This window comes from Bradyrhizobium sp. A5, assembly GCF_042076515.1.
Taxonomy (GTDB): Bacteria; Pseudomonadota; Alphaproteobacteria; order Rhizobiales; family Xanthobacteraceae; genus Bradyrhizobium; species Bradyrhizobium cosmicum.
In genome coordinates this window covers 373,209-399,972 of record NZ_CP148990.1, presented here as the reverse complement: position 1 = coordinate 399,972, position 26,764 = coordinate 373,209, and the positions used below count along the sequence as shown (strand labels likewise).

The following is a 26,764-nucleotide window of genomic DNA, read 5'->3' as shown; positions in this document are numbered from 1 at the left end:
CAATTGCTCCAACTCAGAAGTTTCTGGTTGGAACTGGATTCGCAAGGTTCGTGCCAGAGCTTAACGAGGCATTACTTTGTATTCAACCCACTGATTTAACGAACAAATAGCGGATTTCAGGCCATTGACCATTCTCTAGGCAACGAGCCTAATTGCATACAAAGATGCAATTATGCTGTCAAATTAGGCTGAATTTATGGGCGCCGACGAATTGAGCAAGCCGGTCCTCAACCCGCCCAGATCAGCTCCTGCAATTCGACCAAATCGTTCGCCTTCTCCTGCCAGCCTTCGATGCAAACGTGGCTGTTGAGGTCGCTGGCGCGGTGCAACAGCATCAGCGCCATCAGGCGGCGCTTGAGCGCGAAGTCCGGCTTGGCATAGCCAAAACCTTCGAGCAGGCTGCGCACCCTCCCCGGCCGGCCCGCCGCCATGAAGGCGCTGGGACCGAGCAGATCGTAGTCGCGCCATCCCGCCAGCACATCGCCGAAGTCGAACAGGCCGGCGAGCGACCATTCGCCGTCATCGCAGGCGAGCAGAAAATTCTCAGGAATATATTCGCCGATCAGGATCACCGGCGGCGCGTCCATCGGGATCAGTCTTGCCGCGTCACGCAGGAGATCGTCGAGACCGGCGAGGAATTTCGGCGCAAGGCCGAGCCGCGTGTGCCGTGCCTTGCAGCCCTGCATTTGCCTGCGCATGAAGTCGCCCCAGCGCGGCTCGATTTGCGCGAGCGGTCCAAGCGGCGCGGCTTGAACGGCGGCGATGGCCTCGCCGATCTGGCGCAGCACGCGCTCCTTCTGCTGCTCCGGGAGCGAGGGCCACACCTCCGCGCCGAGCGTGCCGGCCAGGCGGGTGATGACGAGGTAAGGCCAGCCGTCACGCTCCCCCTCTGCGATGATCTCGGGGATCGGCAGGGAAAGACGGCCGGCCAGTTGCGTCAGCGACCCGCGCTCGGAGACGAATTGCGCGTGCAGCAGCGGCGGGAAGACTTTCAGGATCAGCCTGTCACTGAGCCCGACCACGAGATTGGTGCCGGTCGCAAACACCTGCGGCGCGGCGACGTCGAGACCATGGCTGCGCGCGATGTCGATTGCAACGGGCAACCATCGCGGCTGATCGGAGCGGAAGGCGCGAAAGCTGTCCGCGTCGGTGAACTGAGGCAGTGCCATAGACATCGCAACCTAATTGCATTTGAGTTCGTCATGCCCGGGCTTGTCCCGGGCATCCACGTTCTTCGTGCTGCGGCCAAGGCGTGGATGGCCGGGACAAGCCCGGCCATGACGCTGTGGAAAGGACTTGCGCTCTAGCGCCGAGCTTCCATCCCGCCGCTACCGGTCGGGACTTGCGCGCTCGAACTGGCGCAGGATCTTGTTGCCGCGCTCGACCGCGGCATCGAGCGCGCCTTGCGCGCTCTTCTGGCCAGCAAAGGCATGCTCCAGTTCGTCCTCGATCGCGCCGCGGATCAGCACGAAGGAGCCGAGCCGGATGCCCTTCGAGTTCTCCGTCGGCGGATGCAGCGTGATCTCCTCGAACGAGATCGCCGTGCCCGGATTGCGCCCGTAGAAGCCCTGCGCGCGCGTCAGCTCGAAGGCGGCGCGGGTCACAGGCAGATACCCGGTGTTCTGGTGCCAGGCGGCCTGCACGCCGGGCTGCGACAGATAGGCGAAGAACCGCGCCACGCCCTTGTATTCCTCGCGCGGCCGGTCGCGCAGCACCCAGAGCGTGGCGCCGCCGATGATCGAGTTCTGCGGCGCGTCCTTCACGTCCGGCCAATACGGCATCATGCCGTAGCCGGTCTCGAACTTCGAGTTCGCCTTGATGTCAGCGCGCGTCGCCGAGGAGCCGATGAAGATGCCGCATTCGCCGTTCTGGAAACGCGGCTCGGCCGACTGCCCGCGGCCGCTGTAGTCGAACAGTTTCGTCTTCTGCCATTCGGCGAGCTGGGCGACGTGCTTGACGACAACAGGATTGTTGATGGTCAGCTCCGCATCGAGCCCGGCAAAACCATTGGCGCGGGTCGCCAGCGGCAAATTGTGGAAGGCGGAGAAATTCTCGATGTGGATCCAGGACGGCCAGGACGTGGTGAAGCCGCACACGGCGCCGCGATCGCGCAGGCGTTTTGCGGCAAGCCCGAGCTCCGGCCAGGTCTTCGGCGGCGTCTCCGGATCGAGGCCCGCGTCACGGAACATGGCCTTGTTGTAGTACAGGATCGGCGTCGACGAATTGAATGGGAACGACAGGAGATTGCCAGCCGCGTCGGTATAGTAGCCGGAGACCGCGGGGAGATAATCGGCCAGCGAGAACGGCTCGTTCATGTCGCGCATCAACGTGAACACCGGATAGATCGCGCCCTTGGCCGCGGTCATGGTGGCGGTGGCGACCTCGTTGACCTGGACGATCGCCGGCTGGCTGCGCGAGCGGAAGGCGAAGATCGCGGCCGTCACGGTCTCGGTGTAATTGCCCTTGTAGGTGGGCACGATGCGGTAATCGGATTGCGAGGCGTTGAAGTCGGAGGCGAGCTTTTCCAGTTGCCGGCCGAGCTCGCCGGACATGGCATGCCACCACGCAATGTCGGTTGCGGCATGAACCTGCGAGGGGAGCGCGAGGGCCGCGGAGGCGGCAACGATCTGCAAGAGGCGCCATGCTGACATCACGACCGATGATCCTGTCTCGCGAACAAAAGGCGACCTTTGCCCGACACCTGCATAAAGCGCCGCCTCTGCGGATTCAATCAAGAATGAAACTCGGTCGCGTCGCACGATCAGACGACGCCTCGCGGGGCCGCCGCAGGATAGCCTTCTCTTAACCTTCTGCTAGATTGCGTTGAACCTTTTGGTCCCGCCATGGACTCCACCACTGAGGGGTTGAGTGTGCCAGTGTTGAACCGTGCCGAACTCACGCGGAGCGGGGTGGTTTTCGTCGCGCTGCTGATCGCCATCCGCTCTGCCGGCAGCAAGGTGGAGTGAGGCCGCTTGGCAGCACCCGGACACAGCGAGCACGCAGACCGGCTGCCCGGCCCGATCGGACGGCTGCGCGTGCGTCTGGTCGGCGTGCTGCGCGCGGTGCCGATCCGCTGGCGCATCCTGTCGATCGCGGCGCTGAACTCCGCCGTTGTGGTGGTGCTGGTGGCGCTGATCTGGAACGGCTCGCAGGTGCTGGGCTCGGCCTGGGACGACGTGCGCCAGGTGCGCGAGTCCGACCGGATCCTGGCGCTGCTCGAAAGCGAGACCGGGCGGCTGCAGAACCTGATCCACCGCTACATCAACCAGCCTAGCCCGGACCTGTTCGCCGAAATCCTGCTGCTGCGCGAGGCCGTGCTGGGCACGCTGACCAACCGCGCCGCCAAGGACCCGATGCTGGCAGGCTCGGTGGAGGAGCTGGAGCGCACCACCGACCGCTTCCTCAACGGCTTTGGCGAGCTGCGCGCCGTGCAGGCCACCATCGCCAGGACCTATGAGGAGCAGGTGCAGGGTCCGGCCCGGGACATGGCCGGGCTCTATTCCATCATCGAGGGCGCCACCGGCCATCGCGACGCGCTGATCTGGCCTTCGCTCGGCAAGTCGCGCGAGGCCTTCACCGCGATGCTGGTCGCGGCCAATTCCTATTATCTGTCGCTGTCGCCGGGCGCCGCCGACGACGCCCGCCGCAACACCGAGACGATCGAGAAGACGATCCCGGTCATGATCGACCTCGCCGACAACGATCTGCAGCGCATGGCGCTGCAAAAGCTCGGGGCCCGCACCATGGCTTTGCGCGAGGGCTTTGCCAAACTCTCCGAGCAGCTGGCGAGCCGCACCGAGCTCTTGCGCAACACCATCGATGCCAGCCAGGCCGAGGCGATCGGCGCCATCGACGATCTCTCCACCAAGATGCGCCGGCGCGAGCAGAAGGCGCAAGAGACCTTCGACCGCACGCTCGCGGATATCTCGCGGCGGGTGCTGTCGATCGCGGTGATCTTCCTCGGCATCATCCTCACCGCCGGCGTGCTGATCGCGCTGTCGATCCGGCTGCCGCTGCAGCAGATCATGACCGCGATGCGCGCGATCGCGCTGGGCGACCTCGACCGCGAGGTGCAGGGCACCAAGGCCCGCGACGAGGTCGGCGCCATGGCGCGCGCCGTGGAGGTGTTCCGCGAGAACGCGATCGCCAAGCGCCAGACCGAGGACGAGCTGCGCGCATCCAAGGAGAAGGCCGAGAGCGCGCTGCTCGAGCTCAATACCGCGCAGCAGAATCTGATCGACGCCGAACGGCTCGCAGCGCTAGGCGGCCTCGTCGCCGGCGTCGCCCACGAGGTCAACAACCCGATCGGCATCAGCCTGACCGTGGCCTCCAGCCTTGCCCGGCGCAGCGAGATCTTCGAGGCCCAGCTCAAGGGCGACGGGGCCTTGCGCCGCTCGCAGCTGGAAGAATTCGTGCAGTCCTCACGCGATGCCTCGCAGCAGCTCGTCGCCAACCTCACGCGCGCCGGCGAGCTGATCCAGTCGTTCAAGCAGGTCGCGGTCGACCGATCGCATGCCGAGCGGCGCCAGTTCTCACTCAGCGAAGCCACCGACCAGATCATCGCCAGCCTGAAGCCGGTGCTGAAGCGCTCGCCGATCACGCTCCAGGTCGACGTGCCCGAGGGACTGCTGCTCGACGGCTATCCCGGCTCCTACGGCCAGATCCTGACCAACCTCTTCCTCAACGCCGCCAACCACGCCTTCGCCGACGGGCGCGCCGGCACCATCACGATCTCGGCGAGGCCGCGCGGGAGCGACGACATCGAGATCATCTTCGCCGACGACGGGGCCGGCATGACCCCCGACGTGCAGCGCCAGGCCTTTGACCCGTTCTTTACCACGCGGCGCAATGAAGGTGGCACGGGACTCGGGCTCCATATCGTCTATAACCTCGTCACCCAGCAGCTCGGCGGGCGCATGATGCTGGAATCCAAGCTGGGACAAGGCACTACTTTTCGCATTATCATGCCCCGGGTCGCCAAGGGCGGCGCGCAAAGCACAGAGACTGACGGGACTGCTCAATGGCCGAACAGGACGATGTCCTCCACCTGATCGACGACACCGGTACCGCGCCGGAGGACCAGAACGTCCGGAAATGAAGATCGCCGTCATCGACGACGATCCGGCCGTGCATGACGGCACCCGCTTCGCGCTGTCCGATTACAGCCTCAACGGCCAGGGCCTGGAGATCCTCTCGGCGCATTCCGCGGCCGAAGGTCGCAAGCTGATGGCCGCGCATCCCGATATCGCCGCCGTGCTGCTCGACGTCATCATGGAGACCGACGTCGCCGGGCTGGAGCTGGTCGAATTCATCCGCAACGAGCTTCAGAACGAGACCGTGCGCATCATCCTGCGCACCGGACAGCCAGGCCAGGCGCCCGAGCGGCGCGTGATCGTGCAGTACGACATCAACGACTACAAGGCCAAGACCGAGCTGACCGCCGACAAGCTGTTCACCTCGCTGACCGCGGCGCTGCGCTCCTATCAGCAGCTCGAGCGCATGGTGCAGACGCGGCGCGGGCTCGAGATCATCATCGATGCCGCCTCGACGCTGTACGACTTCAAGTCGATGCAGCGGCTCGCCGAGGGCGTGCTGACCCAGCTCGCCTCGCTGCTCAACGTCGATTGCGCCGGCATACTGGTTCTGCGCGACAATGGCGGTATCGATCCCGAGCTCTCGGTGCTCGCCGGCAGCGGCTGCTACAGCCGCTTCATCGGCACGACGTCCTCGCGCGCGCTTGATCCCGATCTGCGCGAGATGGTCGAGGCCGCATTCTCGCGCCGCAAGAACGAATTCGCCGACCATCGCAGCGTGATCTATCTGCGCACCGGAAGCGGCCGCGAGGTGGTGGTGCTGCTGCAGGCCGAGCGCGAGCTGTCGGAGACCGACCGCTCGCTGGTCGAGATCTTCTCCAGCCGGCTCTCGATCGCGTTCGACAACGTCATCCTCTACCAGCAGCTCCAGGACGCCAACACCCAGCTGGAAGACCGCGTCGCCCAGCGCACCCGCGCCCTGATGCAGGCCAACCGCCGGCTCTCGGCGCAATGGCTGCGGCTGCAGCGCGCCAACGGCTTCAAGAACGAGATCCTCGGCACCGTCGCGCATGACCTGAAGAATCCGCTCGGCGTCATTCTCGGCCGCACCGAGATGCTGAAGGAGCTGATCTCGACCGGCGCCTCGGCGAGCGGCGTCGCCGCCCAGGTCGACCACATCCGAGACGCCACCAAGCGCCTGACCACGATGGTCGATCATTTGATCTCGGACGCGATGGCCGACGCCTTCGACATCACCATCCGCCGCGAGCCGGTCGACATCGCAGCCCTGGTCAAGGAGGTCGCGGAGGCCAACCAGCCGCTGGCAGTCAATAAGCAGCAGGCGATCAACGTCACCGCGCCGACGAACATCGTCACCATGTGCGACACCGACCGCATCCGCGAGGCGATCGACAACCTCATCAGCAACGCCATCAAATACTCACCGATCGGCGGCAAGATCACCGTCGCGGTCACCCATGAAGGCAGCGAGACCGTCGTCCGCGTCAACGACGAGGGCGCCGGCCTGTCGCCGGAGGATCTCGGTCGCCTGTTCGGCCGGTTCCAGCGGCTGTCGGCCAAACCGACCGCCGGCGAGAGCTCGACGGGGCTTGGGCTTTCCATCGTCAAGCGTATTATCGACATGCATGGCGGCGAGGTGACGGCCGAGAGCGAAGGCCCCGGCAAGGGCGCGACCTTCACCATCACCCTGCCCGCGACCGAAATGCCGTGATCCAGAGACCATGACCCAAAGCCAGCACATCATGATCGTCGACGACGAGGCCCCGGCCCGGGAGATGGTCGGCGATTACCTCAAGATGCACGGCTTCACCGTGACGCTGTGCGACGGCGGCAAGTCCTTGCGCGCCGCGATCGACGGCGGCATGCCCGATCTCGTCGTGCTCGATCTCAACATGCCCGAGGAAGACGGCCTTTCGATCATCCGCGACCTCAAGAGCCGCATCAACGTGCCTGTCATCATGCTCACGGCAACCGCGAGCCCGATCGACCGCGTGGTCGGCCTCGAGCTTGGCGCCGACGACTACGTCGCCAAGCCTTGCGAGCTGCGCGAGCTGATGGCGCGTATCCGCTCGGTGCTGCGGCGGAGCACGCCGGCAAAGGCCGCCGCGGCCGAGGCCGCGCCCGCCAAATCGGACAAGGATCAGCTGGTGCGCTTCGGCACCAAATGGCTCGATCTCGAAGCCCAGGCCTTGCGCGACGACGAGGGCAACGAGCATCCGCTGACCGCATCCGAGTTCGGGCTCTTGAAAGTGTTCGCGGCCAATCCGAAGCGCGTGCTGTCGCGCGAGCGCCTGCTGGAGCTGGCCAATGCGCGCGATGCCGAAGCCTTCGACCGCGCCGTGGACCTCCGCATCATGCGCATCCGCCGCAAGATCGAGCCCGATCCGACCAAGCCCGCCGTGATCCGCACCATCCGCGGCGGCGGCTACCTGTTCTCGCCGGCGGGCGAGAAGGCGTAGGGGGCGGGCGGCACCCGCCGCCGTCATCCCGGGGCGCGCGCAGCGCGAGCCCGGGACGACATCCGTGTCTGGCGCAACCGAACGCAAAAGCCGGAAATACGTTCCCGGCGGCTCGGAGCTACACCACACGCACCTCCCCGTATTTTCCGTACATTGAAATTACACGCTTTTTTGCCTCGAATGTTTCGTCATCCCCTCTCCGACGAAACAATTTTGCGGCGCACGAAACCATTTTCCCCTTTTCGTGCAGACGTCCCGAAACGTTGGCTCATTAACACTTTGACCCAAGGAAACGCCGCTCGGTTGCGGCGCTACGGGGAGCCAAGTCAATGCCGAACGTCATCGCCATCAACGCCCAGGCCAGTCAGAGCATCATTGCCGCTCAGGCGACTTCGGACGATATGCTTCTCGAGAGCATTGCCGACGGCAATCGGACGTCTATGCACATCCTTTATTGCCGTCACAACGTGCGCGTTTATCGCTTCATCCTGCGCATCGTGCGTGATGCCACCACCGCCGAAGACCTCGTGAGCCAGGTGTTTCTCGACGTTTGGCGCACCGCCGGCCAGTTCCAGGGCCGCTCGCAGGTCTCGACGTGGCTGCTGTCGATCGCCCGTTTCAAGGCGCTGACCGCGATGCGCCAGCGCCGCTTCGAGGACATCGACCAGGAAGACGTGCGCGAGATTCCGGACGGAGCCGATACGCCGGAGACCTCACTCGACCGCAGCGACACCAGCGCCATCCTGCGCGCCTGTGTTCAGAAGCTGTCGCCCGCGCATCGCGAGATCATCACGCTGGTCTACTACCATGAGAAGTCGGTGGAGGAGGTCGGGCAGATCATCGGCATCCCCCAGAGCACGGTGAAGACCCGGATGTTCTATGCCCGCAAGCAGCTGGCCGATTTGCTTAAGGGCGCCGGCGTCGACCGCTTCGCCGCCTAAGTCCAATGATTTCAACGGGATAGGGCCGCTCATGCGGCCCTATCCCGGGACACGGAAGTGTTACCGCCGACGAAACAATTGAAACAAAGCACAACATCAGGCGGAAAAACTTCCCTCCTATAAAGCTCACATACGGTTTTCGTTAAACCTCCCAAGACCTCCAGCGACCCGGACGATGCCCCCGTCCGGGTCGTTTTGTATTTGGGTTTGCGGTGGCCACCGCGGGCTCCCGTCACGAAGGTGTGACGCCGCGTAACGACTGGCCCTCCCATCGCGAACTGCCCTCGTGACCCCCATCACGAGGGCCCCATGCTCGAACTTCTCTTCGCTCTCCTCGCCGGCATCCTCACCATCGCCGCGCCCTGCACGCTGCCGATGCTGCCGATCCTGCTCGGCGCTTCGATCGGGCGCACGGGGCATTTGCGGCCGGCGATGATCGCGCTCGGCTTCGTCGTCTCGTTCTCCGCGACCGCGCTGCTGCTCGGTGCCATCACGCAGGCATTCGATTTCGATCCGAACGTGCTGCGCGAGGCGGCGTCGATCCTGCTGCTCGGCTTCGGGCTGCTGATGCTGTGGCCGGCGCCGTTCGAGTGGCTGTCGATCCGGCTCAATGGCTGGCTCGATCTCGGCAATTCCAGCGCCACACAGCGCGAGGGCGCGCTCGGCGGGCTGGTGCTCGGCTGGTCTGGACGCCCTGCGCCGGCCCCGTGCTCGGCTCGATCCTGACGCTGGTCGCGACGACGAAGAACGCGAGCTGGGCCGGCACGCTGCTGGTCGCCTACGCCATCGGCGCCGCCATCCCGATGCTGGCGATCGCCTATGGCGGACAGGCCGCGACCACGCGCGTGCGCAGCCTCGCGCGGATCTCGCCGCGGCTGCAGCAGGGTTTTGGCGTCGTCGTGATCGGCTTCGCGGTCGCCGCCTATTTCCAATACGACACGCTGATCGTGGCGTGGCTCACCGGATTCTATCCCACCGGCCAGATCGGCCTGTGATCGCTTCCCATCTCAACGGAGGACGCTTCCATGACCCTGAAACTGCTCGCCGTGTCTGCCTCGCTGATCGGCTTCGCCCTGACCGGCACCGCCATCCCCGGCATCTGTGACGAGGCAGCGCCCGCAAAGCCGATCACCGTCGCGGCCGCCAGCCAGGGGAGCGCGCCCGATTTCACCGGCATCACCAACTGGTTCAACTCGAAACCGCTTGGCATCGCCGACCTGCGCGGCAAGGTCGTGCTGGTCGACTTCTGGACCTATGGCTGCGTCAACTGCGTCAACACGCTGCCGCACGTCACCGACCTCTATGCCAAATACAAGGACAAGGGCCTCGTCGTGATCGGCGTGCACACGCCGGAATTTCCGTTCGAGCGCTCCGCGTCCAACGTCCAGGCCGCGCTGAAGCGCCACGGCATCACCTATCCGGTGGCGCAGGACAATGAGTCCAGGACCTGGAACGCCTACCGGAACCAGTATTGGCCGGCGCAATACATCATCGACCAGAACGGCAGGATCGTATTTCAGCACGCGGGCGAAGGCCGCTACGATGAGATCGACCGCACCGTGGCGCGGCTGCTGAATGCGAATGGCTGATGTCGTACAGGTTAGACAAAGAGTCCTATAGGACAAGAGCCCGGCGTGAGTCATCATGCATAGGCCGGGCGCGATGGTATAGCTGAGCAGCCAGATCGGCGCCCCCGCAGCCCACAACTTGTCGCGTTGTGACGGGAGCGCCGATGCTATCGAACCTTGATCCCATCGTGCTCGCACGAGCGCAATTTGCCTTCACGATGTCGTTCCACATCGTGTTTCCGGCGTTCTCGATCGGCCTTGCAAGTTATCTTGCGGTGCTGGAGGCCCTCTGGCTGTGGACCGGCCGCGAGGTCTTCATCAACCTGTTCCACTATTGGCTGAAGATCTTCGCGATCGCATTCGGCATGGGCGTGGTGTCGGGCATCGTGATGTCCTACCAGTTCGGGACCAACTGGTCGGCATTTGCCGACAAGACCGGACCGGTCATCGGCCCCCTGATGGCCTACGAGGTGCTGACCGCATTCTTCCTCGAGGCCGGCTTCCTCGGCGTCATGCTGTTCGGTCTCGAACGCGTCGGCCCGCGGCTGCACTTTTTCGCAACGTTGATGGTCGCGATCGGCACGCTGATTTCGGCGTTCTGGATTCTCTCCGCCAATTCGTGGATGCAGACCCCGACGGGCTACGCCGTCAATGCCGATGGCCAGTTCGTGGTCGCCGACTGGTTCAAGGTGATCTTCAATCCGTCCTTCCCCTACCGGCTCGTGCATATGGTGCTCGCCGCCTACCTGACGACGTCGCTCGTGGTCGGCGCGGTCGGCGCCTATCACCTGCTTCGCGACCCGCATCTGCCCGGTCCCCGGGTGATGTTCTCGATGGCGATGTGGATGGCGGCGCTGGTCGCGCCGATCCAGATCCTGGCCGGCGACCAGCACGGGCTCAACACGCTCGAGCATCAACCGGCAAAGGTCATGGCGATGGAAGGGCACTACCAGAGCCACAAGGACGGTGCGCCGCTGATTCTGTTCGGCCTGCCGGATCAGGCCACCGGCCGGGTCGACTACGCGATCCAGATTCCGAAACTGTCCTCTCTGATCCTGAAACATTCGCTCGATGCGCCGCTCGCGGGCCTCGACACCGTGCCGCGCGAAAACTGGCCGCCGGTCCCGATCACCTTCTGGTCGTTCCGCATCATGATCGCGCTGGGCTTCCTGATCTTCGGGCTCGGGCTGTTCAGCCTGTGGACGCGCTGGCGCCGCACCCTGTTCGATTCCCGGCCGCTGCACATCTTCGCGCTGACGATGGGGCCGGCGGGTTTCATCGCCGTGCTTGCGGGCTGGATCACGACAGAGACCGGCCGGCAGCCTTTCACGGTCTACGGCCTGTTGCGAACCGCGGACGCCGCCTCCCCACTGGCCGCGCCCGCTGTGGGCTCGTCACTGCTGGCCTTCGTCATCGTCTATTTCATCGTGTTCGCGGCGGGGGCCATTTACATTCTGCGCCTGATGGCGGCTTCGCCCCATCAGGGCGAGCAGGGGCCAAGCGGCGACATGCCCGCGCGCGCTGCTGGCATCACCCCGGCCTCGGGCGTGGCGGGACAGGGGGCGTTGTCATGATCGCCGCCATCGACCTCACCACCCTCTGGGCGTTCATCATCGCCTTCGCGGTGTTCGTCTATGTCGTGATGGACGGATTCGATCTCGGCCTCGGCATGCTGTTTCCCCTGTTTCCCGCCAAGGCCGATCGTGACGTCATGATGAACAGCGTGGCGCCGGTCTGGGATGGCAACGAGACCTGGCTGGTGCTGGGCGGCGGCGGCCTGATGGCGGCCTTTCCGCTCGCCTATGCGGTGCTGATGCCGGCGCTCTATACACCGATGATCGCGATGCTGATCGGGCTGGTCTTCCGCGGTGTCGCCTTCGAATTCCGCTGGCGCACCACCGCGGCACGAAACCGCTGGGACGTTGCCTTTGCCTTGGGATCGTTGCTGGCCACGCTGGCGCAGGGCGTCGCCCTCGGCGCCATCCTGCAGGGCGTGCAGGTCGAGGGGCGTCACTATGCCGGCGGCTGGTGGGACTGGCTGACGCCGTTCAGCCTGCTGACGGGAGTTGCCCTGGTGATCGGCTATTCCTTGCTGGGCGCCACCTGGCTCATCCTGAAGACCGAGGGCGCGCTGCGCGAGAAGGCCTACCGGCTGAGCTGGGTTCTGCTGTTCGCGATGCTTGCGGCGATCGCACTGGTCAGCATCGCCACGCCGTTTCTCAGCATTCAATACGCGCAGCGTTGGTTCGCCTGGCCGAACGTCGCCCTGGCCGCGCCGGTGCCGATCGCGGTCGCCGCCGTCACCGCACTCCTGATGCGCAGCCTCGGGCAAAAGCAGGACTCCCGGCCGTTCTTTCTCGTGCTGGCATTGTTCGCGCTGTCCTATGCCGGGCTGGGCATCAGCATGTATCCCTTCATCGTGCCGCAGAGCATCACGATCTGGCAGGCGTCCGCGCCGCAGAACAGCCAGATCTTCATGCTCGTCGGCGTGGCCGGGCTGGTGCCGCTGATTCTCGGCTACACCGGCTGGGCCTATTGGGTGTTCCGCGGCAAGGTCCGGGCCGGGAGCGGTTATCACTGATGCCGCGCGAAGCTGAGGCAAGGCAGCTGGGGCGACGGCTGATATGGTTCGCCGTTCTCTGGCTCGGGGGCGTGGGCGCCGTCACCGTGATTTCATTCGGTCTCAGACTGTGGCTTGCGCCGAAATGATCGGCCCTGTCGCCAGCCGGATCGTTTCCGGCACGACGACGAGGGCGGAACGACGAGAGCAACCAGGTCGTGATGCCGCCGTTGTTGCTTGACTCCGCGGACCCGTCCGTGGAGTTTCGCGACCTCGAAATCAGCCGCCCGCAATGGACGACACGACCACCAGCACCGACATTCGCCTTCGTGAAGGCGCCTCGATCGCGCAGCGGCTGGTCATGTCCGGCTTTGCGGCCGCCGTCGCGCTGTGCTTCACGCCGGGCCTGTTCACGCACGACACCCTGGAAATCGTCATCTCCGTGGTCGCGCTGCTGGTGGGAGCGGGATTCGTCGTCGGCATCATGCTGGCGCCGGCGGTGGTGTGGATCATCACACCAAACGAAATCCTGATCGGGCAACAAAGTCCGTTCGGGAAGCTCCGCACGCGGATCGTCGCGAAGGACGACATCAGCGGATTGCAGGTTCCTGGCAGCAGGCGGGTGAAGGCCCGCTTTCAGCTCGTCTTCACGCTTGTCTCGGGGGAGCGCCTGACGTCGCCGCCGATCTCCGACGTCACCCATGTTCGTGACACCGTGGCCCGGATCGCCGCGCAGTTCGACGTCCCCAATGTCGAGGAGCCGGTCAATCCGCTCGATGCCAGCAATGCCGAGATGCATCTCGGCGAGCCGCTCGAAGCATTTTCCGCGCGGGACATCAGGATCGTCGCGCTGATCGCAGTCGCGCTGTGCGCCGTGCCCTACGCCTACAAGCTCTGGCGCGGATGGCCGCCCAGCCATGTCGATCTCCTGCTGCTGCCGCTCGGCGCGCTCGCCGCGTTCGCGGTTTACAGATACGCCAACCTCGTCACCGGCGCGTTCTGGATCATCCGCGAGGGCGATATCCGCGTCGAACGCCTGTGGGGCGACGGCACGCCGCGCGCAGACCATATCGAGGGGAACCAGGTGAAGACGATCTCAGTCGACCGCCGCGGCCGGTCCGAGGACGAGCACTGCATCGTCACGATCCGATTGCGCTCGGGGCGACGCTTTCGCAGCCCTCGGATCGGGTCGAGGATCGAGGCTCGTGCCGTCGGGACGGAGATCGTGCGGCGGCTGGGGATTGCGCGCGAGAGCAACAAGATTTAGCCCCGACTGGCTCCACGCCGTCATGGCATTCGTCCCGGCCATCCACGTCTCTGCCACGCCGCGCGAAGAACGTGGATGCCCGGGACAAGCCCGGGCATGACGGATGCAGATTCGACAGGGCATCCCCGGAGGAATGTCGCCGACACTGCTTTTCGCGCCATCCCCTGTTTGTGGCATTGCGAAGGGCCGGTCAAAAAACCAAAGCATTCTCGTGACATATCATCTAACAGTGCCTTGAACTTGCCATGAAGATGGCCCTGAGATTTGATGGTTCCAGATGATTTTGGCCTTGGCCGCGGGGAGAACTTGAAATGACGGATTTTCGTCGCCTGACCGGGATGTTTGTGGTTGCGATCGGCCTGATGCTGGCCGCGCCCCATGCTTACGCCCAGCAGCCCGACCGCGGCGACGAGCCAGGCCTGGTCGCTGACGACGCCTATGAGCTCGATCCGGAATGGCAGAAGCAGGTCGTCTACTTCCGCACCACCGAAGCGCCCGGCACGCTCATCATCTCGACCGCCGAACGGCATCTCTATCTGGTCCAGCCCGGCGGCCGCGCGATCCGCTACGGCATCGGCGTCGGCCGCGACGGCTTCCAGTGGCAGGGCCTGGTGAACATCACCAACAAGAAGGAATGGCCGGACTGGACGCCGCCGCCGGAGATGATCCAGCGCCAGCCCTATCTGCCGCGCTTCATGGCCGGCGGCCCCGGCAATCCGCTCGGCGCCCGCGCCATGTATTTGGGCACCACGGTCTACCGCATCCACGGCACCAATCGGCCCGACACGATCGGCACCAAGGTGTCCTCGGGCTGCTTCCGACTGGTCAACCGGGACGTCGCCGATCTCTACGATCGCGTCCCCGTCGGCACCAAGGTGGTGATCCGGCAGAAGCCCGAACTCTGAGGCTTTTGATCCGAGCATGATCCTCCGGATCATGCTCGTCGCCTTCTTCCCAATTCCTTTTCCCGATTTTTCGAGAGAGCAACATGATGCGCACTTTTCGAGGCGGCCTGCTGATCGGGCTCGCGGTCGCCGTGCTGGTCGCCGTTCTGGCCATCATCTACGAATTCTACGATACCCGCACCCTGAAGCGCACCGTTCGCCGCGGCGAAGTGCTGTGCGGCGTCAACAAGGGCTTGCCGGGCTTCTCGATTCCCGACGACAAGGGCAACTGGACCGGCTTCGACGTCGATTTCTGCCGTGCGGTCGCCTCGGCGATCTTCAACGATCCGGGCAAGGCGAAGTTCGTTCCGCTCGACGCCGGCGAGCGCTTCAAGGAACTGCAGAGCCGGAAGGTGGACATCCTCTCGCGCAACTCGACCTGGAGCATGGCGCGTGAGCTCGATTACGACCTCTATTTCCCGGCGGTCGCCTATTACGACGGCGCAGGCTTCATGCTGCCGCGCGCGCGCAACAAGGAGACCTCGCTGGACCTGACCGACAGCAAGGTCTGCGTCCAGTCCGGCACCACGACGGCACTCAATGTCGCCGACTACTTCCGTGCCAATAACATGAAGTACGAAGAGGTGAAGTTCGACAAGCTCGACGACGTAGTGAAAGCCTACGACACCGGCAAGTGCGACACGCTCTCCGCCGACGTCTCCCAGCTCTACGCGCTGCGGCTGAACCTGTCGAAGCCCGGCGACCACATGATCCTGCCGGACATGATCTCCAAGGAGCCGCTTGCCCCGGTCGTGCGCCAGCGCGACGACGACTGGATGATGATCGTGAAGTGGACGCTCTACGCGATGATCAACGCCGAAGAGCTCGGCGTCACCTCGGAGAACATCGACGAAGCCCTGAAGTCGAAAAAGCCGGACGTGATGCGGCTGGTCGGCACCGAGGGCAATTACGGCGAGCAGCTCGGCCTCACCAAGGACTGGGTCGTCCGCATCATCCGCCATGTCGGAAACTACGGCGAGATGTACGAGCGCAACATCGGCGAGAAGTCCAAGCTGAAGATCCCGCGCGGAATGAACCAGCTGTGGAATGCGGGTGGCGTGCAGTACGCGCCGCCGATGCGGTAAGTCTTTCGCTCGACGAAAGCTGCATTCTCCAACGTCATGCCCGGGCTTGTCCCGGGCATCCACGTTTCTGAGGCCGCTAAGAACGTGGATGGCCGGGACAAGCCCGGCCATGACGGCTTACCCTGCTGGCGTAGCCCGCATGAGCGAAGCGATATGCGGGGGCCGCCGCCCGCCTCAATACCCCCGCGCCCGCGCCAGCTGCTCGGTGTGGTAGTTCGCATCGCCGAACAATTCCTCGCAGACCCGCGCGCGCTTCATGAAGAAGCCGATGTCGAACTGGTCGGTCATGCCCATGCCGCCATGCATCTGCACGCCTTCCTGCACCGCGCGGGTGGCGGTGGTGCCGGCGCGGGCCTTGGCGACCGCGACGGCTGAGGCGGCCTTGGCGACATCGGCATCCAGCGCCTGCAGCGCCTTCATGGTGGCGGCGCGGGTGATCTCGATGTCGACATAGAGCTCGGCGGCACGGTGCTGCAGCGCCTGGAATTCGCCGATCAGCTTGCCGAACTGTTTTCTGTTCTTGAGGTACTCGACGGTGCGGTTGAACACCTCTTCGCTGAGGCCGACCATTTCGGCTGCGACTGCGCCGCGACCGATGTCGAGCACGCCGTCGAGCAGGGCGGAGCCCTGGTCGACCTCGCCGAGCACGCTGTCGGCATTGACCTCGACATTGGCAAGCTCGATCCGCGCCGCATTGTGCGCGTCGACCATGATGGTGCGCTCGATCGAAACACCCTTGGCCCTGGGATTGACCAGGAACAGCGTCAGGCCGTCGCGCTCGCCGGCGGAGCCCGCGGTGCGCGCGGCGACGATGACGAGATCGGCGACGTGGCCGTCAACGACCAGCGCCTTGGCGCCCGAGAGCTTGAAGCCGTTGCCGGCGCGCACGGCCTGAAGGCTGGTCTGGAGCGGGCGATGCTTTGCGCCCTCGTCGATCGCAAGCGTCGCGAGCAGTGAGCCGTTGGAAACCTTCGGCAAGTACTCCGACCTCTGCGCGGCGTTGCCGCCGCGGTTCAGCGCCGATGCCGCGACCACGCTGGTGGCGAGGAAGGGCGACGGCATCAAGGTGCGCCCGATTTCCTCCATGACGATTCCGGCTTCCATGAAGCCGAGACCGCTGCCGCCGAACTCCTCCGGCACGAGCAGGCCGGCAAAGCCCATCTCGGCGAAGGAGTGCCACAACTCCTTGGAGAAACCGGTAGGATCCTTGGAGTCGCGCAGGGATCGCAAATGCGAGACCGGCGCCTTGTCGCTGATCAGCCCGCGCGCTGAGTCGCGGAGCATCGATTGTTCTTCGGTGAGGACGAGGGCCATGTGCGTGTTTCCGATGAGAAATCTAATTGGTCGTCGTCATTCCGGGATGGCCCGCAGGGCCAGGCCCGGAATCCATAATCCCGATTCGTGGTTATGGATTCCGGGCTCGCCGCTTTCGCGGCGCCCCGGAATGACGGGTGGTGAGAGCGCGGCTCACGCCCCCGGCAGATCCAAAATGCGCTTGGCGACGATGCCGAGCATCACCTCCGTGGTGCCGCCCTCGATCGAGTTGGCCTTGGTGCGCAGCCAGGCGCGCGGGCGGGCACCCTGCTTCGAACGCTCACTCTCCCATTCCAGCGCATCGACACCGCCGGCGGACATCAGGATCTCGTAGCGGCGCTTGTTGAGCTCGGTGCCGTAGTACTTCATCGCCGACGAGAACGCCGGATGCGCCTGCCCGGCCTTGGCGAGATCGACGGCCCGCTCGGCGCAGGCGGCAAGAGCGGCTTCATCAACGTCGAAGCTGGCGATCTTGCCGCGCAGCATCGCATCATCGAGCTTGCCTTGCCCATCGGAGCCGACGGAGTCGGCGGCGATCTGGCCGAGCGGGCGGCCGACGCCGCGCTCGCCCATCCCGGAGATCATCGCGCGCTCGTGCTGGAGCAGATATTTCGCGACGTCCCAACCGCGATTGACGGTACCGACCACATGCGATTTCGGCACGCGGACACCGTCGAAGAAGGTTTCGCAGAACGGCGAATAGCCCGAGATCAGCAGGATCGGCTTGGTCGTCACGCCCTTCGAGGTCATGTCGAACAGGATGAAGCTGATGCCGTCGTGCTTCTTGGCGGCGGGATCGGTGCGGACGAGGCAGAAGATCCAGTCGGCGTAGTTGGCGTAGGAGGTCCATATCTTCTGGCCGGTGATGACGAAATCGTCGCCGTCGCTTTCGGCGCGGGTCTGCAGTGAGGCGAGATCGGAGCCGGCGTTCGGCTCGGAATAGCCCTGGCACCAGCGGATCAGGCCCGCCGCGATTTTCGGCAGGTGCTCTTTCTTCTGCGCCTCGTTGCCGTATTTCAGCAGCGCCGGCCCGAGCATCCAGATGCCGAAACTCGACAGCGGCGGACGCGCGCCGATTCGTCCCATCTCGGCGCGCAGCACCTTGTGCTCGGCGGCGCTGAGGCCACCGCCGCCGTATTCCCTGGGCCAGTCCGGCACGGTCCAGCCCTTGTCGCGCATACGCTCGAACCAGATGCGCTGCGGCTCGGAGGCGAATTTCGTGTTGCGTCCGCCCCAGAACACGTCGGCGTCGGATGTTGCGGGCTTGCGCATCTCCGGCGGGCAATTGGCTTCCAGCCAGGCACGCGTCTCGTTGCGGAATTTCTCGAGATCGGCGGTCTCGGTGTCGCTCATGGTCGTTTCCATCATCACAACTTGTTGGGTGCGACTCTGAGCCATCGCCCCGTGGAATTCAACCACTTCCGCAGGCTGCATTCGGCTATAGTCGCGGCGACGGCGAGCTTGAAAACAAAGAGGAAACAACAATGCGCCTGAAGCTTCTTTCGCCTGGCGAAATGAACGAGAGCCAGCGGCAGACCTATGACGAATCGATTGCCGGCAAGCGCGGCAAGCCGCCGGCGCCGATGATGGCCTGGCTCAACAGCCCCGACATGGCCCGTCACGCCACGCGGCTCGGCGAGGTGCTGCGCTACGACACGATTTTCCCGGCCAAGCTTTCGGAGATCGCGATCCTGGTGACCGCGCGGCACTGGACCGCGCATTACGAATGGTATGCGCACAAGCGCCTCGCGCTGGCCGGCGGCATGAAGCCAGAGATTATCGACGCGATCCGCGACCGACGCACGCCGGCGTTCGACGATCCCAAGGGCAAGATGATCTACGATCTCGCAAAATCGCTGCACGAGGGCCACGGCGTCGAGAAGGGGCTCTACGACGAGGCGGTGAAGCTGCTCGGCGAACGCGGCGTGGTCGAGGTGATCGGGCTGTGCGGCTATTACACGATGGTGTCGATGACGCTGAACACGTTCGCGTTCGAGCTGCCGGAGGGAGAGGTGCCGGAGCTGTCCTAGTTTCGTATCCGGAAACGATGGGTTTCGGGATAGGCTGGTAGCGCCGTCCCGAAGCCGGGCCTATGTGGAGTTCGTCAACGGAGCACCACCATGTCGCAGAACCCAGCCGTCGCCGCCGGCACCAGGATCGGCCACGTCCACCTCAAGGTCGCCGATCTCGATCGTGCGCTCGGCTTCTATTGCGGCGTGCTCGGCTTCGAGCTGATGCAGCGGATGGGCTCGGGCGCGGCCTTCATCTCCGCCGGAGGCTATCATCACCACATCGGGCTCAACACCTGGGAGAGCAAGGGCGGCTCGCCGCCACCGCCCGGCACGACGGGGCTGTTCCACACCGCGATCCTCTATCCGACGCGGCCCGCGTTGGCGGATGCGCTGCATCGGGTGCTGTCGGCAGGCATCGCACTCGACGGCGCGAGCGACCACGGCGTGTCCGAGGCGTTGTATTTGCGCGATCCTGACGAGAATGGCGTGGAGCTGTATTGGGACAAGCCCAGGGAGCAGTGGCCGTTCGGGGCGGATGGCAAGCTCGCGATGTTTACGAAGAGGCTGGATGTCGAGGGGTTGTTGAAGCAGCGGCAGGGTTAGTCTCGTAGGGTGGGCAAAGCGAAGCGTGCCCACCATCCTCTCAGCACGAACGGAGAATGAGATGGTAGGCACGGCGCTGCGCGCCTTTGCCCACCCTACGAGAGCTTCGCTTTGCCGCGCACCATGATCAGCCCCGCCGCTACCACCTCCAGCGCAACGCACAGATAGAACGGCAGCGAATAGCCGCCGGACCAATCGCGCAGGAAGCCGACGACGCCAGGGCCGAACGCGTAGGTCACCTGGTTGATCGCCGTATTCAGGCTGATCAGCACGCCGAACGAGGCACTGTCGAACTCCCGCTGCACGATCAGCGAGGGCAGCGTGATGAGGTTGCCGACCGAGAAGCCGAACACCGCGCAGGCCGCGATCAGCACATAGTCGTTGTGCAGGTTGATGACGACGAGAAGCGCCGCCGCCTGGCTCAGGAACGACAGCGCCGAGGCCAGCCGCTGGTTGAGGCGGTCGATCACCATCGAGAACAACACGCGGCCGACCACCGCCATCGCAGTCAGCACGGCGACCGCGACTGCGGCGCGCTCGCGGCCGATCACCGGATCGAGGAACGAGATCAGGTGCACGATGAAGCCGACCTGCGCGAACAACACCAAGGCAAAGGCGATGGTCACCGTGAGAAAGCCGACGTCGCGCAGCGCCCATGCGCGGATCTGCGCCGACGATTGCGGCTTTGGTCTCGCCGCCGCATGCCAGCCGTGAAGATCGGGCGGGCGGCCGACGAGAAAGAGGATCACCGGCAGCAGCAGCACCAGCATGGCGCCGGCGGCGGCGTACATTGCGCCGGCGAAGCCGATATGGCCGATCAGCACCACCAGCAGCGGCACGCCGACGATGCCGCCAAAGCTGGCGCCATTCAGCGCCAGACTGATCGCCATGCCGCGCTTCTGGTCGAACCACAGGCTGATGGTGTTGGTGATCATGGCGAGACTGGTGCCGGCCCAGCCGAAGGCGAGCACGGCGTTCGCGAGATAGAGCTGCCAGGGCTCGCGCACCGCGCCGATCGCGACCGCCGCCGCGGCCATCGCCAGCGTGCCGGCAATCAGGCAGATGCGCGGGCCATATGTCCGGACGGCTTCGCCGACGAAGACGACGAGCAGCGCACCGAACAAGTAAAAGAACGTGGTGCCGGAGGAGATCAGCGACGTCGGCCAACCCCGCGCGCGCTGCAGCTCGGCGACATAGACACTCTGGCCGTAGAAGCCGAGCCCCCAGCCGAAGGTCGCGAGCAGGAAGCAGACCGCGACGATGCGCCAGCCTTCGTAGCGGCGGGAGGATTCGTCGATGCGAGGGTCCTGCCGGGGATTGTCGAGCATTTGCGCTTTTCCTTCGCTGTCCCCGCGCCGGGTCCATGACGAGCATCATGTAACGGTGCGGGACCAGAAAATCACTTCGACAGCGATCGAAGTATCAACGCTGCTGACAGCCTCCCGCCAATCAGATCGCGTCCGGGAACTCGCCCATCGCGGCCTCAAGCCGCGCCTTGCGACGGCGCGCATACGAGACGAGCGAGAGCACGACGAGGCCGAGCACCACGGGCGGGAACACCACCATGTTCACCGCGGACCAGCCGTAATTGGCAAGCAGCTGCCCGGAAGAGAACGAGCCGATCGCCATCATGCCGAACACGAGGAAATCGTTGAAGGCCTGCACCTTGTTGCGCTCCTGCGGGCGGTGCGTCTCCAGCACCAGCGCGGAGGCGCCGATGAAGGAGAAATTCCAGCCGACGCCGAGCACGATCAGCGTGGCCCAGAAATGCATCGCAGTGATGCCGGAGAGGCCGATCGTGGCGGCGCCGGCCTCGAGCAGAAGGCCGGCGGCGACGATCTTCGGCGCGCCGACGCGGGCGATCAGCGCACCGGTGAAGAAGCTCGGACCGTACATCGCGACGATGTGCCACTGAATGCCGAAATTGGAATCGGACACGCTGAGGCCGCACAGCTTCATGGCGAGCGGCGCCGAGGTCATCACCAGGTTCATCATGGGATAGGAGACGATGCCGCACAGTGCCGCCGCGATGAAGCGCGGCTGGGTCACGATGGTGAGAAGCGGCCGTCCGCCATGCAGGTCGGCCGGTGCCGGCTTCGGCATGTCGACGCCGGCGACGATGCCCATCGCGATCAGCGCGACCGCAGCCTGCACCAGGAAGCTAAAAGCGAACAGATAAGGCTGCCAGACATCCATGGTCCATTGCACGAGCTGCGGACCGAGCACGCCGGCAAACACGCCGCCGGCCATCACCCAGGACACCGCTTTCGGCCGGTAGGCCGCGCTGGCGCCATCGGCTGCGGCGAAGCGATAGGACTGCGCGACCGCGCCGTAGAGGCCGCCGAGAAAGGTCGCAAGACAAAACAGCGCGAACGAGTCGTGCAGGATCGCAAACGAGCCGAGCAGGCCGGTGAGCGCGCCCAAAGCGGTGCCGATGACGAAGGCAACGCGGCGGCCGAAACGGCGCGAGATCGCGCCGGTCGGCAACGTGCCGGCGGCGAGGCCCACCACGTACATCGAGATCGGCACGGTCGCGAACGACATGTCGGGCGCGAGCGTGGCGCCGACGATCGCGCCCGTGGCGAAGATCACCGCCGAGTTGGCGCCGGTCAGCGCCTGCGCCGCGGCGAGGCGCACCACATTGGCACGCACGCGCGCGTCGGCGTCGATCTCATTGGCTGAAGTCACGTCCAACATCGGCATTTCCGCCCGAAGGTCTTTAAAGGGGTTCTGTTGATTCCCGGCACTATGGAGCGGTGCGGGAGGGCGGGCAACCGGCGCAAACGGGCGCGGGCCATGCCCCTGACGCAATCAGCGGGATGATAGCCGGCCGCGCTCTTGACGGCTTGCGCTCGATCAAATCCTATCCGCCGCATTCTTTCGGAGTTTCGTTCATGTCCGTCGACGACAGGCCCACGCTCAGCGCTCCCGACGACGATCCCTGGTTGTGGCTGGAGGAGATCGAAGGCGAGCGCGCACTCGCCTTCGTCGAACGGCAGAACCGGCTGACGCTCGACGCGTTTGGTGGAAAGGCCTTCGAGCGCGACCGCGACATCCTCGCGGCGATCTACGACCGGCCGGATAACATTCCCTATGTCAGCCGGCGCGGCGATGGTTTGCACAATCTCTGGAAGGACGCCGTCAACCCGCGCGGCCTGTGGCGGCGCACCACGCTGGCGGAGTTTCGCAAAGCCGAGCCGGCGTGGGAGACCATGCTGGATATCGACCAGCTCGCTACACGCGAGGACGAGGACTGGCTGCTGAGCTCCATCACCACGATGCCGGGAAGCTCGCGGGCCATCCTGGGCCTGTCACGCGGCGGCAGTGATGCCGTGACGTTGCGGGAGTTCGACCTCGACACCAAGAACTTCGTTGCAGAAGGCTTTGTGCTGCCGGAAGCCAAGGGCGGCGCCGACTGGCTCGATGCCGACACGCTGCTGCTGTCCAGCGCCCATGGCGAGGGCATGGCGACGAGCTCCGGCTATTCGCGAACCGTTCGGCTGTGGCGGCGCGGCCAGCCGGTCGACCAGGCGGAGGTGATCCTCGAGACCACCGCAGATCACATGGCGCTCTCCGGCATGGCCGACGACACCGGCTCGGCGCCGCGGGTCTGGATCATCGACCAGATCGACTTCTTCAACCACACCATCTGGCTGCGCGATGCGCTTGGTGCGACGACGAAGCTCGACCTGCCGACCGGCGTCTGGATGCAGGCCCATGGCGACTGGTTCGCGATGAAGCTGCGCGCGGACTGGGCGGTCGAAGGCCGAAGCTATGCCACCGACACCGTGCTCGGCATGTCGCTCTCGGCGTTCCTCGCCGGCAGCCGCGATTTTGTGGTCCTGTTCGAACCTGAACCGCGGCGCGCCTTGCAAGGCCTGTTCTGGGCGGGCGGCAGGCTGGTGCTGTCGATCCTCGACGAACTCAAGCCGCAATTCGAGATCTGCACGCCATCCCCTCACGGCTGGAGCCGCGAGTCGCTTCCCGGCCTCCCGCAGATCGGCGTCGTCGACATCTGGCCGCTCGATCGCCATCCCTCCGAAAGCAACGGCGATCTGCTCGCCAATGTGCAGGACCCGCTGACGCCGCCGTCGCTGCTGTTGATCGAGCGCGGCGTAGCAAGCCCGACCGTGCTGAAGCAGGCGCCCAAGACGTTCACAGCGGATGGTCTCGTGGTGACGCAGCACGAGGCGATCTCGATCGACTGCGAACGCATTCCCTATGTGCAGACCGGACCCGCGCGGGAGACCGGCGATGCGCCGGTCTACATGAGTGCCTATGGCGGCTTCGCCCATTCGGTGAAGCCGTACTACAATCCGTCGCTCGGCAAGCTGTGGCTGGAGCGCGGCGGCACCACGGTACAGGCGAATTTGCGCGGCGGCGGCGAGTTCGGCACGCGCTGGCATGATGCCGGCCGGCTCGCCGGCAAGAAATTGTCGCACGACGATTTCGCCGCCGTGGCCGCCGATCTCGTGCGCCGCGGCGTGACTAGGCCGAAGCGCATCGCGGCGCAAGGCGGGTCGAACGGCGGCATCCTCATCACCAACATGCTGGTGCGATACCCCGAGCGCTTCGGTGCGCTTTTCTGCACCATCCCGCTGATCGACATGCGCCGCTACACCAAGCTGCTCGCGGGCGCGAGCTGGATCGCGGAATATGGCGATCCCGACAAGCCGGATGAATGGGAGTGGCTGAAGACCTACTCGGCCTATCACAACGTCAAAGCCGGCCTGCCCTATCCGCCGATCCTGATCGCCACCACACGCCGCGACGACCGCGTCCATCCCGGCCACGCGCGCAAGATGGCGGCAAAGCTCCAGGCGATGGGCTACGAGGCCTGGTTCTACGAGCCGGCGGCGGGCGGCCACGGCTACGGCAAGGACAACAAGGAGCGCGCGGGGTTTGAGGTGATCGGTTTCCGGTTCTTGAAGGACAAGATCGGGTGGCGGGACGGCGAGGTGTAGCGGCCCCGTCGGCTTGATCAGCGCGAGCCCAGCAGGTGGTGCACCTCTCCTGCTTGCTTGCGGGAAAGGTCGACGTGCTCGGCAGCGCACTTGCGCGCCTGAGCACCGCGGGTGAGGGCTTTCTCCTCTAAGGGAGGATTGCCCCGTTGTGGAGACACCCTCTCCCCAACCCTCCCCCGCAAGCGTGGGAGGGAGCGCACCGTCATCGCGGTTGGCGCGAAAACACCAGCGTCAGATTGTTCGCGGGCATGTCGATCGTATCGACCAGACCCAGGCGCGCGCCGCGCGCGAGCGTCTCGACGTCGCTGATATCGCGCACGCCCCAGTCGGGGTTGCCCTCACGCAAGGAGGTGTCGAACACGGCGTTGCTGAGCGCGGTGTGCTTGCCGTCGCGCTTGAACGGACCGTAGAGCAACAGCTTGCCGTCGGCGCGCAGATAGCGGCCGGCGCCGGCGAACAGGCCTTCGGCCACGCTCCACGGCGCGATGTGGATGACGTTGGCGCAGAACAATGCGGCGAAGCTGGTCGGCACCTGGCCGTTTTTCAGCTCCGGACACCAGTCGGGATCGGCGAGGTCGATCCGCAAGGGACTGCGGATGTTCTGCAGGCCCGAATGAACGCGCCAGGCTTCGATGCTCCTGAGGTGGCGCTGGTTGAGGTCGCTCGGCCACCAGATCAGGCCGGGGGTGTGCCGCGCGAAATGGACCACGTGCTGTCCGGTTCCGCTGCCGAGCTCGACCACGTTGCCAGTCAGGCCGGCGAGATGCTTTTCCAGCGCCGCCCAGAGCGATTCGTGATTGCGATGAAATGCAGGCGCATCGAGCCGCCCGTCCGACTCGACCCGTCCGCCGTCCCTGCCAAATTCGACGACATATTCAGCCAATTGTGGTCCCCTTGAAAACGAGAACGAGATAAAAACAGCATGAGTGCCCAAACGCCCTGAAAACAGCCGGCCCGCGCCCCGGGGCCTGAATCCGCCGAACAAATAATCTCTTTAGTTGCAATGCGGAAGATATTAACTCCATTTTGCCGCCTGCATAGTCTTGATTGTCAGGCGGTGCCCTTTGTGCTTTGGAGCACTATATTTCCGTAAACGAGATCATCGACATAACGCCTTGGAATGCCGCCTTGACCGCCTTTCCCCGGACGCCCGTCCTTTACGTCCTGCTGGCCATCGCCGCCGGCCTTGCCGGAAGCTCCGCGCGGGCGCAATCCGCCGTGACTGACGGCCAGAGGCTCGCCTTCGACCGCGGCAAGGGCAACTGCCTGACCTGCCATGCAATCAAGGGCGGCGACCTGCCGGGTACGATCGGTCCGGAGCTGAAGGACATCAAATCAAAATACCCTGATCGCAACGAACTGGTCGCGATCGTCTTCGACGAGACCAAACGCAATCCGCAGACCATGATGCCGCCGTTCGGCCGGAACAGGATTTTGACCGAACAGGAGATCAGCGCGATCGTTGATTTCCTGCAGACCCTGTGATTTCAGGCACGCCAGGAGACTCGAGATGACCCCACGCCCCCTCGCAACGCGACGCCTGATCCTTCAGGGCGCGGCCTCGGTCGCGCTGCTTGGCCTCGGCAACCTGCCGTTCGCGCCCGCGCGTGCGGCGGCCAACGACAAATACCCGGAGCAAGCGTTCAAGCAGAAGGGCGAGGCGGACGCGATCAAGGCGCTCTATGGCAGGACCGCCGAGCCCTCCGACAAGGTCAAGCTGGATGCGCCCGAGATCGCCGAGAATGGTGGCGTCGTGCCGATCTCGGTGACGACGACGCTCGACAAGGTGACCTCGATCTCGTTCTTCGTGGCCGAAAACCCGAGCGCGCTCGCAGCGTCCTACAGGATTCCGGACGGCACGATCCCTGGTGTCGCCAACCGCCTGAAGATGGCCAAGACCACCAAATTGACCGCGATCGTGGAAGCCGACGGCAAGCTCTACAGCGCGACCAAGGAAGTGAAAGTCACTGTCGGCGGCTGCGGCGGCTAGGAG

The 26,764-nt window shown here is 64.9% G+C and carries 21 protein-coding genes and 2 pseudogenes; 16 read left to right on the top strand and 7 right to left on the bottom strand.

Annotated elements, in window-relative coordinates; genetic code table 11:
* Positions 1 to 227: 227 nt before the first annotated feature.
* Both WHZ77_RS01795 and ugpB read right to left on the bottom strand, forming a co-directional pair.
* Positions 228 to 1,175: an aminoglycoside phosphotransferase family protein gene (locus WHZ77_RS01795; protein WP_375312123.1), complete on the bottom strand. Its 948-nt coding sequence runs from the start codon at positions 1,173 to 1,175 to the stop codon at positions 228 to 230.
* A gap of 153 nt (positions 1,176 to 1,328) precedes the next feature.
* On the bottom strand, positions 1,329 to 2,651 hold the full coding sequence (ugpB, locus tag WHZ77_RS01790) for a sn-glycerol-3-phosphate ABC transporter substrate-binding protein UgpB (RefSeq protein ID WP_375314875.1): 1,323 nt from the start codon (positions 2,649 to 2,651) through the stop codon (positions 1,329 to 1,331).
* A gap of 369 nt (positions 2,652 to 3,020) precedes the next feature.
* On the opposite strand from ugpB, the gene WHZ77_RS01785 reads away from it, so the two are divergent.
* From WHZ77_RS01785 to WHZ77_RS01735, 11 genes and pseudogenes are all read left to right on the top strand, one after another.
* A complete protein-coding gene (locus WHZ77_RS01785) occupies positions 3,021 to 5,051 on the top strand; it encodes an ATP-binding protein (RefSeq protein WP_375314874.1) in 2,031 nt (676 codons plus the stop codon).
* A pseudogene (locus tag WHZ77_RS01780) lies at positions 5,021 to 6,765 on the top strand (DUF3369 domain-containing protein). The gene WHZ77_RS01785 and the pseudogene WHZ77_RS01780 overlap by 31 nt, the downstream one beginning before the upstream one ends.
* Before the next feature lie 10 nt (positions 6,766 to 6,775).
* Complete coding sequence (locus tag WHZ77_RS01775; protein ID WP_143842847.1) at positions 6,776 to 7,513, top strand: response regulator; 738 nt, start codon at positions 6,776 to 6,778, stop codon at positions 7,511 to 7,513.
* Between the two features lie 329 nt (positions 7,514 to 7,842).
* The gene (locus WHZ77_RS01770) at positions 7,843 to 8,454 is read left to right on the top strand and encodes a sigma-70 family RNA polymerase sigma factor (RefSeq protein ID WP_015689209.1); all 612 of its coding nucleotides are present in this window, start codon (positions 7,843 to 7,845) and stop codon (positions 8,452 to 8,454) included.
* 309 nt (positions 8,455 to 8,763) lie between these two features.
* A pseudogene (locus WHZ77_RS01765) lies at positions 8,764 to 9,449 on the top strand (cytochrome c biogenesis CcdA family protein).
* Positions 9,450 to 9,479: 30 nt separating this feature from the next.
* Entirely contained in the window at positions 9,480 to 10,043 is a 564-nt protein-coding gene (locus tag WHZ77_RS01760; protein ID WP_375312122.1) for a redoxin domain-containing protein, read from the top strand.
* A 143-nt stretch (positions 10,044 to 10,186) separates the two neighbouring features.
* Entirely contained in the window at positions 10,187 to 11,596 is a 1,410-nt protein-coding gene (locus tag WHZ77_RS01755; protein WP_375312121.1) for a cytochrome ubiquinol oxidase subunit I, read from the top strand.
* The gene (cydB, locus tag WHZ77_RS01750; RefSeq protein WP_375312120.1) at positions 11,593 to 12,603 is read left to right on the top strand and encodes a cytochrome d ubiquinol oxidase subunit II; all 1,011 of its coding nucleotides are present in this window, start codon (positions 11,593 to 11,595) and stop codon (positions 12,601 to 12,603) included. Before WHZ77_RS01755 ends, cydB begins: the two co-directional genes overlap by 4 nt.
* Before the next feature lie 271 nt (positions 12,604 to 12,874).
* Entirely contained in the window at positions 12,875 to 13,849 is a 975-nt protein-coding gene (locus tag WHZ77_RS01745) for a hypothetical protein (protein ID WP_375312119.1), read from the top strand.
* 311 nt (positions 13,850 to 14,160) lie between these two features.
* The gene (locus WHZ77_RS01740; RefSeq protein WP_375312118.1) at positions 14,161 to 14,754 is read left to right on the top strand and encodes a L,D-transpeptidase; all 594 of its coding nucleotides are present in this window, start codon (positions 14,161 to 14,163) and stop codon (positions 14,752 to 14,754) included.
* Positions 14,755 to 14,840: 86 nt separating this feature from the next.
* Positions 14,841 to 15,878 carry an amino acid ABC transporter substrate-binding protein gene (locus WHZ77_RS01735; protein ID WP_375314873.1) on the top strand — a complete coding sequence of 346 codons (1,038 nt, stop codon included), beginning with the start codon at positions 14,841 to 14,843 and terminating at the stop codon, positions 15,876 to 15,878.
* 174 nt (positions 15,879 to 16,052) lie between these two features.
* Here WHZ77_RS01735 and WHZ77_RS01730 read toward each other — a convergent pair whose 3' ends face one another.
* Positions 16,053 to 17,192: an acyl-CoA dehydrogenase family protein gene (locus WHZ77_RS01730; RefSeq protein WP_375312117.1), complete on the bottom strand. Its 1,140-nt coding sequence runs from the start codon at positions 17,190 to 17,192 to the stop codon at positions 16,053 to 16,055.
* Positions 17,193 to 17,345: 153 nt separating this feature from the next.
* Positions 17,346 to 18,545 carry an acyl-CoA dehydrogenase family protein gene (locus WHZ77_RS01725; RefSeq protein WP_375312116.1) on the bottom strand — a complete coding sequence of 400 codons (1,200 nt, stop codon included), beginning with the start codon at positions 18,543 to 18,545 and terminating at the stop codon, positions 17,346 to 17,348.
* A 131-nt stretch (positions 18,546 to 18,676) separates the two neighbouring features.
* Between WHZ77_RS01725 and WHZ77_RS01720 the strand changes: the two genes are divergently transcribed.
* On the top strand, positions 18,677 to 19,222 hold the full coding sequence (locus tag WHZ77_RS01720; RefSeq protein WP_375312115.1) for a carboxymuconolactone decarboxylase family protein: 546 nt from the start codon (positions 18,677 to 18,679) through the stop codon (positions 19,220 to 19,222).
* Between the two features lie 90 nt (positions 19,223 to 19,312).
* Positions 19,313 to 19,807, top strand: coding sequence for a VOC family protein (locus WHZ77_RS01715; protein WP_375312114.1), 495 nt, complete (start codon positions 19,313 to 19,315; stop codon positions 19,805 to 19,807).
* A gap of 95 nt (positions 19,808 to 19,902) precedes the next feature.
* Here the strand turns inward: WHZ77_RS01715 and WHZ77_RS01710 are convergent, their stop codons facing one another.
* Together WHZ77_RS01710 and WHZ77_RS01705 are read right to left on the bottom strand one after the other, a co-directional pair.
* A complete protein-coding gene (locus WHZ77_RS01710; RefSeq protein WP_375312113.1) occupies positions 19,903 to 21,135 on the bottom strand; it encodes an MFS transporter in 1,233 nt (410 codons plus the stop codon).
* Positions 21,136 to 21,256: 121 nt separating this feature from the next.
* Positions 21,257 to 22,504 carry an MFS transporter gene (locus WHZ77_RS01705; RefSeq protein ID WP_375312112.1) on the bottom strand — a complete coding sequence of 416 codons (1,248 nt, stop codon included), beginning with the start codon at positions 22,502 to 22,504 and terminating at the stop codon, positions 21,257 to 21,259.
* A 197-nt stretch (positions 22,505 to 22,701) separates the two neighbouring features.
* On the opposite strand from WHZ77_RS01705, the gene WHZ77_RS01700 reads away from it, so the two are divergent.
* Complete coding sequence (locus WHZ77_RS01700; RefSeq protein WP_375312111.1) at positions 22,702 to 24,771, top strand: prolyl oligopeptidase family protein; 2,070 nt, start codon at positions 22,702 to 22,704, stop codon at positions 24,769 to 24,771.
* A 202-nt stretch (positions 24,772 to 24,973) separates the two neighbouring features.
* Here the strand turns inward: WHZ77_RS01700 and WHZ77_RS01695 are convergent, their stop codons facing one another.
* Complete coding sequence (locus WHZ77_RS01695; protein ID WP_375312110.1) at positions 24,974 to 25,654, bottom strand: DUF938 domain-containing protein; 681 nt, start codon at positions 25,652 to 25,654, stop codon at positions 24,974 to 24,976.
* Positions 25,655 to 25,899: 245 nt separating this feature from the next.
* Between WHZ77_RS01695 and soxX the strand changes: the two genes are divergently transcribed.
* Together soxX and soxY are read left to right on the top strand one after the other, a co-directional pair.
* The gene (soxX, locus tag WHZ77_RS01690) at positions 25,900 to 26,256 is read left to right on the top strand and encodes a sulfur oxidation c-type cytochrome SoxX (RefSeq protein WP_375312109.1); all 357 of its coding nucleotides are present in this window, start codon (positions 25,900 to 25,902) and stop codon (positions 26,254 to 26,256) included.
* A 25-nt stretch (positions 26,257 to 26,281) separates the two neighbouring features.
* On the top strand, positions 26,282 to 26,761 hold the full coding sequence (soxY, locus tag WHZ77_RS01685; protein WP_375312108.1) for a thiosulfate oxidation carrier protein SoxY: 480 nt from the start codon (positions 26,282 to 26,284) through the stop codon (positions 26,759 to 26,761).
* The last annotated feature ends 3 nt before the right edge of the window (positions 26,762 to 26,764 follow it).

What these genes read in the sequence shown, in the direction of transcription:
- WHZ77_RS01795 (WP_375312123.1), bottom strand. Translation starts at nt 1,175, where the DNA reads ATGTCTATGGCACTGCCTCAGTTCACCGACGCGGACAGCTTTCGCGCC.
- ugpB (WP_375314875.1), bottom strand. Translation starts at nt 2,651, where the DNA reads ATGTCAGCATGGCGCCTCTTGCAGATCGTTGCCGCCTCCGCGGCCCTC.
- WHZ77_RS01775 (WP_143842847.1), top strand. Translation starts at nt 6,776, where the DNA reads ATGACCCAAAGCCAGCACATCATGATCGTCGACGACGAGGCCCCGGCC.
- WHZ77_RS01770 (WP_015689209.1), top strand. Translation starts at nt 7,843, where the DNA reads ATGCCGAACGTCATCGCCATCAACGCCCAGGCCAGTCAGAGCATCATT.
- WHZ77_RS01760 (WP_375312122.1), top strand. Translation starts at nt 9,480, where the DNA reads ATGACCCTGAAACTGCTCGCCGTGTCTGCCTCGCTGATCGGCTTCGCC.
- WHZ77_RS01755 (WP_375312121.1), top strand. Translation starts at nt 10,187, where the DNA reads ATGCTATCGAACCTTGATCCCATCGTGCTCGCACGAGCGCAATTTGCC.
- cydB (WP_375312120.1), top strand. Translation starts at nt 11,593, where the DNA reads ATGATCGCCGCCATCGACCTCACCACCCTCTGGGCGTTCATCATCGCC.
- WHZ77_RS01745 (WP_375312119.1), top strand. Translation starts at nt 12,875, where the DNA reads ATGGACGACACGACCACCAGCACCGACATTCGCCTTCGTGAAGGCGCC.
- WHZ77_RS01740 (WP_375312118.1), top strand. Translation starts at nt 14,161, where the DNA reads ATGACGGATTTTCGTCGCCTGACCGGGATGTTTGTGGTTGCGATCGGC.
- WHZ77_RS01735 (WP_375314873.1), top strand. Translation starts at nt 14,841, where the DNA reads ATGCGCACTTTTCGAGGCGGCCTGCTGATCGGGCTCGCGGTCGCCGTG.
- WHZ77_RS01730 (WP_375312117.1), bottom strand. Translation starts at nt 17,192, where the DNA reads ATGGCCCTCGTCCTCACCGAAGAACAATCGATGCTCCGCGACTCAGCG.
- WHZ77_RS01725 (WP_375312116.1), bottom strand. Translation starts at nt 18,545, where the DNA reads ATGAGCGACACCGAGACCGCCGATCTCGAGAAATTCCGCAACGAGACG.
- WHZ77_RS01720 (WP_375312115.1), top strand. Translation starts at nt 18,677, where the DNA reads ATGCGCCTGAAGCTTCTTTCGCCTGGCGAAATGAACGAGAGCCAGCGG.
- WHZ77_RS01715 (WP_375312114.1), top strand. Translation starts at nt 19,313, where the DNA reads ATGTCGCAGAACCCAGCCGTCGCCGCCGGCACCAGGATCGGCCACGTC.
- WHZ77_RS01710 (WP_375312113.1), bottom strand. Translation starts at nt 21,135, where the DNA reads ATGCTCGACAATCCCCGGCAGGACCCTCGCATCGACGAATCCTCCCGC.
- WHZ77_RS01705 (WP_375312112.1), bottom strand. Translation starts at nt 22,504, where the DNA reads ATGTTGGACGTGACTTCAGCCAATGAGATCGACGCCGACGCGCGCGTG.
- WHZ77_RS01700 (WP_375312111.1), top strand. Translation starts at nt 22,702, where the DNA reads ATGTCCGTCGACGACAGGCCCACGCTCAGCGCTCCCGACGACGATCCC.
- soxY (WP_375312108.1), top strand. Translation starts at nt 26,282, where the DNA reads ATGACCCCACGCCCCCTCGCAACGCGACGCCTGATCCTTCAGGGCGCG.